Source organism: Photobacterium frigidiphilum, assembly GCF_003025615.1.
GTDB classification, from domain to species: domain Bacteria; phylum Pseudomonadota; class Gammaproteobacteria; order Enterobacterales; family Vibrionaceae; genus Photobacterium; species Photobacterium frigidiphilum.
Genome location: NZ_PYMJ01000041.1, coordinates 40,782 through 47,188, shown reverse-complemented (window position 1 = coordinate 47,188; position 6,407 = coordinate 40,782). Strand labels below are relative to the sequence as shown.

Genomic DNA, 6,407 nt, shown 5'->3' with positions numbered 1-6,407 from the left:
CGGCATGACAGTGCAAAATGAAACGGGCGGCATGACCACCGACTTCGGCAACGGCCACAAGGTCCTGGATGGCTCCGGTTCAATTTCCAAGAATCTGGGATTCGACCTCAACAGCCGCGAGGGCGTCAGCCAAAGTTATCGCAATTCAGCACGGGAATCATACAGCCAGGCAGAAACCCACCGCACCGCGTACAATGAGAGCACCGACAAGACCTTTGACCAGGTTGCCCAGTTCGGCCAGAACACCAACAAGACCCTGAGCTACAGCGACATCACCTCCAACAAGGAAGGCGCATCAACCGCTCGGGCAGTCAGCACCATGAACAGCACCGTAGAGGAATACGCCAAGCTCCACAACATCTCGCGCGATGAAGCTGAATCACACCTCACATCTAAATGGGCGGGTGTATCAGGAACAGTTGGGGGTAATATCCCATTACCTTTTGGAGCAAAAGTGGGTGTACAAGGGGATATGGGATATAAATCTACGAAAGACACACGAGAAAGCACCACAACCAGCGACTCAGAAAGCGACCGCCAGTCTCGGGCACTGCAAGAGCAATTCAATGCCTCCGCCAACGTGGTCAAAAACTATGATTTGACCGATAGCAGCAGTGAGACCCGCACCAAGGCCGATACCGCGCTGGCCACCATCGGCGACAGCCTGCGGGACACCGAATCTCTGGCCATCACGGCATCCACCGAGTTTAACCATGCAAGAGGACTCGAACGCACAGCCGACAAGGTCCAGGACATAAGCAACAGTGTATCATTCAACTTGAACCCGGACTTCCAAGCCTATATGAAGGAGCAGAACCCGGAGCATTTCGAGGGGATCATGTACGGCAGCACCGAAGACCTTCGCGAGCAACGGGCTGGTTACATCCAGCAGTTCCTCAACGAGCCGGAGACCCTGGCCAAGCTAGAACGCTACACCGATGACACCCTGCCGCAGAATCCTGATGGATTACGCCAGAGTTATGAGCAACAGACCGGCAAACTGGAACTGACTCCCGCCCAGCGCGCGGCTCAACAGGAGAAGCACAGTGAACTTCAGACACGCCATGATGAGGGTGTAGAGTTAATCATTGAAGGCAAAGGCGTACGAGATTACTTTGACGAGAATAGGTTTAATACCATTACTCGGGAGACCAACGAGAATATCATTGATGTTCAGGATGAAGTTGCAGATAAGGTGGAGCAACATCAAACACCATTACCTGAAGCTAAACCACAAAAGGTAATCGAGTCTAAGGTCGATGCTGAAACAAAACCCGACCCCATCACTCATCCCGCGATGGGAAGAGGATCGCGATAAAACATTAACGCTTAAGGAAGTACCCGGCTTTTTTGAACGCAAACGGAATTGTTCGAATCAACAGAATAGCTATACAACCACCAACCCATAACACTGTTGGCAAAAAGCCCTCCTTAGGACTAATAGGCAACAAAACAGAAATAAAGAGACCAAATACTCCAGCCATTATGATAACGGCATTGACTTTTGTAAAATGGATCGACTCGTCAACTTGTTCGTTATATTCCTCAGTCGCAGCCATGTGCTCATCCTGCGAAGCAGCAGGCTGAGCCCCCTCAACCGCTAAAATTTTATCGATTTCACCATCCGAAAAACCAGCTTCTGACAAGGCTTTCACTTTTGCAGTGATTGATACGCCTGTATCCGCTGATGCATGACCGCCCTGGTCAATGGCATTTTTCTTTGCCCGCATGGCAACAGCAGCCAGCAATGTGTTATCGGAATCGCTCATGAGAAACCTCACTCTAACTTGATGATTTATTAACAATCATTATACCACACGGTCAATATTTAACCTCATTTATACTGGTTTTATGATCAGTTAATCACAAAAAAAGGCTCACTATGTTTTGCGTTAAACGCTTACTTTTCATCACCCTGCTCGCGCTTGCCACACCGTTGCACGCGGCCTCCATCAAGACCCATTTGAACAGTATAAACAGCCCTGACCCAACGGTGCGGGCTGTCGCTGAAACCTACCTAAACGGCATTATGGATGCCAGCATGTACATGAATGCCATGTTAGGTGCCAACAACAAGCCACTGGCTTTTTGCCTGCCAAGCAAACAACCCCTGAACCGTCAACGACTCGCTGACATCATTGCCGATACCTATCACAACGCGCCCACGGACAAACAAGACCCCACACTCAATGCTGGAATGATAGCCATCATCGGTTTGACGAACACCTACCCTTGCCCCGGAGGCCAACAATGACCAATAAGCGCCCTAAACACAGTAACTACACCCGCGGCGGCCAGATAACATTTCACAACCTGACCATGTTCCTGCAAATCAATGCCAAGCTGGTTCGCTGGATGGGCTATGCCATTGTCGCGTTCACCGTCCTGTTATGTGTGATTTTACTCGACAAAGACACCCTCAAGGGCACCTATTACTTCTGGCTTTACAATGTTATCGCCAAAATAAAACCCGATACCCATGAGGTGTTCACCATATGGGATGGTATGACCTACAAAAGCACCCTGGGCCAACAACTGGCCAACCCGTTTTTTATTGAGGCCAATGCAAAATTCTGGTTTTCACTGCAGCTGTATTTCCTCGCCAGCCTACTGAGTGGCCTGACCCTTTTTACCCTCGCCATGAGTTTTTTCAAAAAAAAAGGGGATGAACAAACCGAGGATCATTTCATCCGTGGGGTTCGAATAGCCGAACCCCCCGAGTTGGCCAAAGAGCTTAAAAAGAAGAAGCAACAATCGCCATTCGCCATAAATGGCCTGAACATTTTTAAAAACAATTTCGAAGTTCAGCACATGCTGATTGATGGCACGACAGGATCAGGTAAATCGGTAGCGTTACGCAAAATACTGCGTTGGATAAAGGCTCGGGGCGATAAAGCCATCATCTATGACAAAGGCTGCACCTTTGTCAGTAAGTTTTACAACCCGGAAACTGACATCATTTTAAACCCGTTTGATGAGCGTTGCGCATTCTGGGATGCCTGGTGTGATGCCAAGGATGCCACCGACTTCGAGAACATGGCCGCCGCGCTCATTCCGATGAATGGCGACGGCGATCCATTCTGGGTTCAATCGGCCCGGACCATATTCACCTCCACCGCGTTTAAGATGGTCAACGAGCCTAACCGCACGACCGAACGCTTGCTCGAATTAATGCTGACCTCAGAGCTGGAATCATTAAGCGAATACCTCAAAGGCACCGAATCGGCCTCTCTGGTCTCCGATAAAATCCAGAAAACCGCCATTTCTATCAAGTCGGTATTAGCGGCCTATATAAAATCCTTGCGCTTTCTGGAGGGACTCGACCAGAAAGATGATCAAGGCAATCCCCTGCGTCCTCGATTCTCTATTCGTGACTGGGTAAAAGATGACGATGAAAAAGGGTTCCTGTTCTTGTCGAGCAACGCCCAGCAGCACGCCTCGTTGCGTCCGCTCATTTCAATGTGGTTATCCATCGCCTCCACCGCCATTTTGGAGCAAAACGAAAACCCCGACCGCCGAATATGGGTGATCATGGATGAAGCGCCGAGCCTGCATAAACTGCCGGAACTGTCTGAAACCATATCCGAGGTCCGTAAGTTCGGCGGCTGTTATATCATCGGTATTCAATCCTATGCCCAGCTATCCAAAATCTATGGTAATCATGCTGGCAAGGAGATCTTCGACCTCTTGAACACCCGATTATTCTTCCGCGCCCCATCCAACGAAATGGCTAAAGTTTCCTCTCAGGAATTGGGCGAGCAGGAAATGGATATCTCAAAAGAGAACTACAGCTACGGTGCCCATGCCATGCGTGACGGTATTTCATTAGGCCACCAAACCATCACCCGCCCAGCGGTCATTCCCTCTGAAATCATGCAACTGGATGACTTGCAGTGCTGGTTACGCTCACCGGGTAATTTCCCTATTACCAAGCTAGACCTTAAATTCGACAAGATGCGTGACCTTTGTCCACCGTTCATCAAACGTGATTACGCCCCATCAGAGAAAATGCAGTCCATTGAACAAATGCTGACCTATTGCCAAATCAGCGCCCTCAACCTCTTATCAACCGAAGAACAACATCAGTTAATGGGCATACACACCGCCCAATTCGAGGACGATGACGAGCGCGATGCCGAAGAGGCCCGCATGAAAGCCACCATTGACAAGGCCAAGGCTGCGAAGAAAAAAACGGCTGAAAAGGACAAGAAGCCATCCTCTGATAAACAAGCCGAGAAGAAAGCCAAAGAGAAGGAGCAAGCAGACGGTGAAGCGGTCACCGAGCAATTGTTCCAGGAAGAGCAAAATATTAACGAACCAGAGATTTTCTGATAATGAGTAAAAAGACAATGAACGCAACTGACATAAAAGCCGATGCTGCCGGCCTTGCCTGGTTAATAATCCGAGAAATAAAAAGACAACATCATCACCTTCGTTCCCCTGAGTATGTTCAGGAAACACTCGATATCCTCGACTGGCTACTTGGCGTCGCGTGTGATGACCAACCTTTAGCAACAACCTATGAGGAAATACAACACCTTCACGCACGTATCCTGCAAACCGACGAGATACATCATCGCTGGTCTTACTGGTGCAACACCCTGGCCACGCATGTAAATACCGAGAAATAACGAAAAGAGAAAAACGGAGAATAAAATGAAACCCTGCTTGTCGAGTTCCAATAAACCACCTTCGATATACCTGCAACGTCGTTTCCATGCCAACTGCTTTCGATCAAATTGACTAACACCCACGTAATAGGGCCGCCCGATACTGCGTTTTTCTAACGAAAAACACATCTTTTCGGCTTAATAGGAAATACGATGATATATCCCCTTCGTTTACTGCAAATAGGATTAGTCTTAGGCAGTGCTTTATTGACAGGCTACCCTTTCGCCTCTGTAGCAACAACCATCACAATGATCGCAATCGGCTTTATTATGCTCGCCTGCGTCGCATGTATTTATTCCCATCCGCGACGCTGGCGCAACCACATCAGGACGCCCATAGCCAGGATGCTGATTGATGCCTTTGGGCTTCTGTGTTTGCTGTTCTGGACTTACCTTCGCTTTCCCAGCCAACCGATCCTCCCGATGACAGGGACGACTCTGCTATTTTTCGCATTTATTATCGAGAGGTCCACAACGCAAACAAGACAATAAAACGTTTCACATCCAACTCATCAAAGCGCCTACTGGCGCTTTTTCCTATTTAGAACACTGACTAGCTCGTATAGGGAGCACCCAAAGCGATCGAACATCAATACGTCATAACCCCATCGCACCGGCACCCAACTACCAACCTCTTCCATGGAGAGCCTATGTCTACCTACGCCATGAATGAATACCTGACGGAAATGTTTTTCTGCATGAGCAGGCTGGCACTCTGTTACTTTTCTGTGCTGTTCGTCATCATCACTTTTATCTCGAAAAAACGTACCCATATTGTCCAGGCCATTGTGCTGGCCGGCATTGCTGTCTACAACAGCTTTTCAGCCATCCCGGTTTTCACCTATCTATCTGTGTTTATCATGACCCTGTTATTCCTTCGCCGATCATTCGACATCGTCGAGGCGGGCAATTTCTTTAACCTGCCCGCCTTTAAAATAATCTTGTTCATCAGCACGGTAATCATCGCCATATGGGGCATCATGGGCCTGGGCTTGCTTGGCTTCTTCATTATCTATATTCTCAGAATCGACCCAATGTTTTCCCTTTAACAACGAAAAAACAGGGCTCATCTCTGACACGACTTCCTTGCAAAACGTCTCATCAAAAAGACCGACACAAACAAAGCGATCGAACATCAATACGTCAACCCCATCGCACGGCACCCAACTACCAACCTCTTCCATGGAGAACCTCATGCATATCTACCCCGTTTTTAATTCCTATCTTGACTACATTTTTTATTTCCTTGTCCTGACTTTAGTCTGCTCGGCACTGCTGTTCATCATTGTATCCATTGTCTCAGGCAAAATAACCCACATTACCCAGGTTATCGTTTTAACCGGCATTGCCATCTACGACAGCTTTTCGTTTTTTCCAATATTTATGGTCCTGTCGTTCGCCATCATGATCACATCAGCCCCCTTCAGGGTCCATGGCGCCATCCGGCGCGGCATCATTGCCAACCCGGCAATCATTAAGTCGCTACAAATATTGACCAAAGCCTCACAAGCAATTTACGGTATCCTTTCTTTGATTATTCTGGTGTTCGTCGTCGCCTCCGTGCTCAGACTCGACCTTCCCTTCATCCCTAGCACCTCCACGAACTCCGAATCAAAGTGTTCGGCGCTTTTTTGCTCCAAAACAAATGGAATGTAAATATCTCAAAAAAGATCGAACACACATAACGAACCCGGTAAATATCAATAACAACAGACATAACAAAGAAATCAGAGTGGA

General features: G+C 48.2%; 7 protein-coding genes and 1 pseudogene. 6 read left to right on the top strand and 2 right to left on the bottom strand.

Features of this window, described 5'->3' with window-relative positions:
• Positions 1–1,318, top strand: a pseudogene (locus tag C9J12_RS30865) (conjugal transfer mating-pair stabilization protein TraG); the annotation flags it as partial.
• Positions 1,319–1,322: 4 nt separating this feature from the next.
• Here the strand turns inward: C9J12_RS30865 and C9J12_RS25560 are convergent.
• Positions 1,323–1,769 (bottom strand): hypothetical protein, encoded by a 447-nt coding sequence (locus C9J12_RS25560; protein ID WP_227876459.1) that lies wholly within the window; start codon positions 1,767–1,769, stop codon positions 1,323–1,325.
• 194 nt (positions 1,770–1,963) lie between these two features.
• On the opposite strand from C9J12_RS25560, the gene C9J12_RS25555 reads away from it, so the two are divergent.
• Genes C9J12_RS25555 through C9J12_RS25545 form a run of 3 tightly spaced genes read left to right on the top strand, consistent with a single transcriptional unit; the run spans position 1,964 to position 4,631 of the window.
• Positions 1,964–2,254 carry a Rap1a/Tai family immunity protein gene (locus C9J12_RS25555; RefSeq protein WP_227876458.1) on the top strand — a complete coding sequence of 97 codons (291 nt, stop codon included), beginning with the start codon at positions 1,964–1,966 and terminating at the stop codon, positions 2,252–2,254.
• Positions 2,251–4,332, top strand: coding sequence for a type IV conjugative transfer system coupling protein TraD (gene traD / locus C9J12_RS25550; RefSeq protein ID WP_107245275.1), 2,082 nt, complete (start codon positions 2,251–2,253; stop codon positions 4,330–4,332). The genes C9J12_RS25555 and traD overlap by 4 nt, the downstream gene beginning before the upstream one ends.
• A 2-nt stretch (positions 4,333–4,334) precedes the next feature.
• Positions 4,335–4,631, top strand: a complete 297-nt coding sequence (locus C9J12_RS25545) for a hypothetical protein (RefSeq protein WP_107245274.1) — start codon at positions 4,335–4,337, stop codon at positions 4,629–4,631.
• 243 nt (positions 4,632–4,874) lie between these two features.
• On the opposite strand, the gene C9J12_RS30520 is transcribed toward C9J12_RS25545, so the two are convergent.
• A complete protein-coding gene (locus C9J12_RS30520) occupies positions 4,875–5,081 on the bottom strand; it encodes a hypothetical protein (RefSeq protein ID WP_146150111.1) in 207 nt (68 codons plus the stop codon).
• A gap of 239 nt (positions 5,082–5,320) precedes the next feature.
• On the opposite strand from C9J12_RS30520, the gene C9J12_RS25540 reads away from it, so the two are divergent.
• Together C9J12_RS25540 and C9J12_RS25535 are read left to right on the top strand one after the other, a co-directional pair.
• Entirely contained in the window at positions 5,321–5,719 is a 399-nt protein-coding gene (locus C9J12_RS25540; protein ID WP_193944705.1) for a hypothetical protein, read from the top strand.
• 145 nt (positions 5,720–5,864) lie between these two features.
• Positions 5,865–6,326, top strand: a complete 462-nt coding sequence (locus tag C9J12_RS25535; protein ID WP_107245273.1) for a hypothetical protein — start codon at positions 5,865–5,867, stop codon at positions 6,324–6,326.
• Positions 6,327–6,407: the final 81 nt, after the last annotated feature.

What these genes read in the sequence shown, in the direction of transcription:
- C9J12_RS25560 (WP_227876459.1), bottom strand. Translation starts at nt 1,769, where the DNA reads ATGAGCGATTCCGATAACACATTGCTGGCTGCTGTTGCCATGCGGGCA.
- traD (WP_107245275.1), top strand. Translation starts at nt 2,251, where the DNA reads ATGACCAATAAGCGCCCTAAACACAGTAACTACACCCGCGGCGGCCAG.
- C9J12_RS25545 (WP_107245274.1), top strand. Translation starts at nt 4,335, where the DNA reads ATGAGTAAAAAGACAATGAACGCAACTGACATAAAAGCCGATGCTGCC.
- C9J12_RS25540 (WP_193944705.1), top strand. Translation starts at nt 5,321, where the DNA reads ATGTCTACCTACGCCATGAATGAATACCTGACGGAAATGTTTTTCTGC.
- C9J12_RS25535 (WP_107245273.1), top strand. Translation starts at nt 5,865, where the DNA reads ATGCATATCTACCCCGTTTTTAATTCCTATCTTGACTACATTTTTTAT.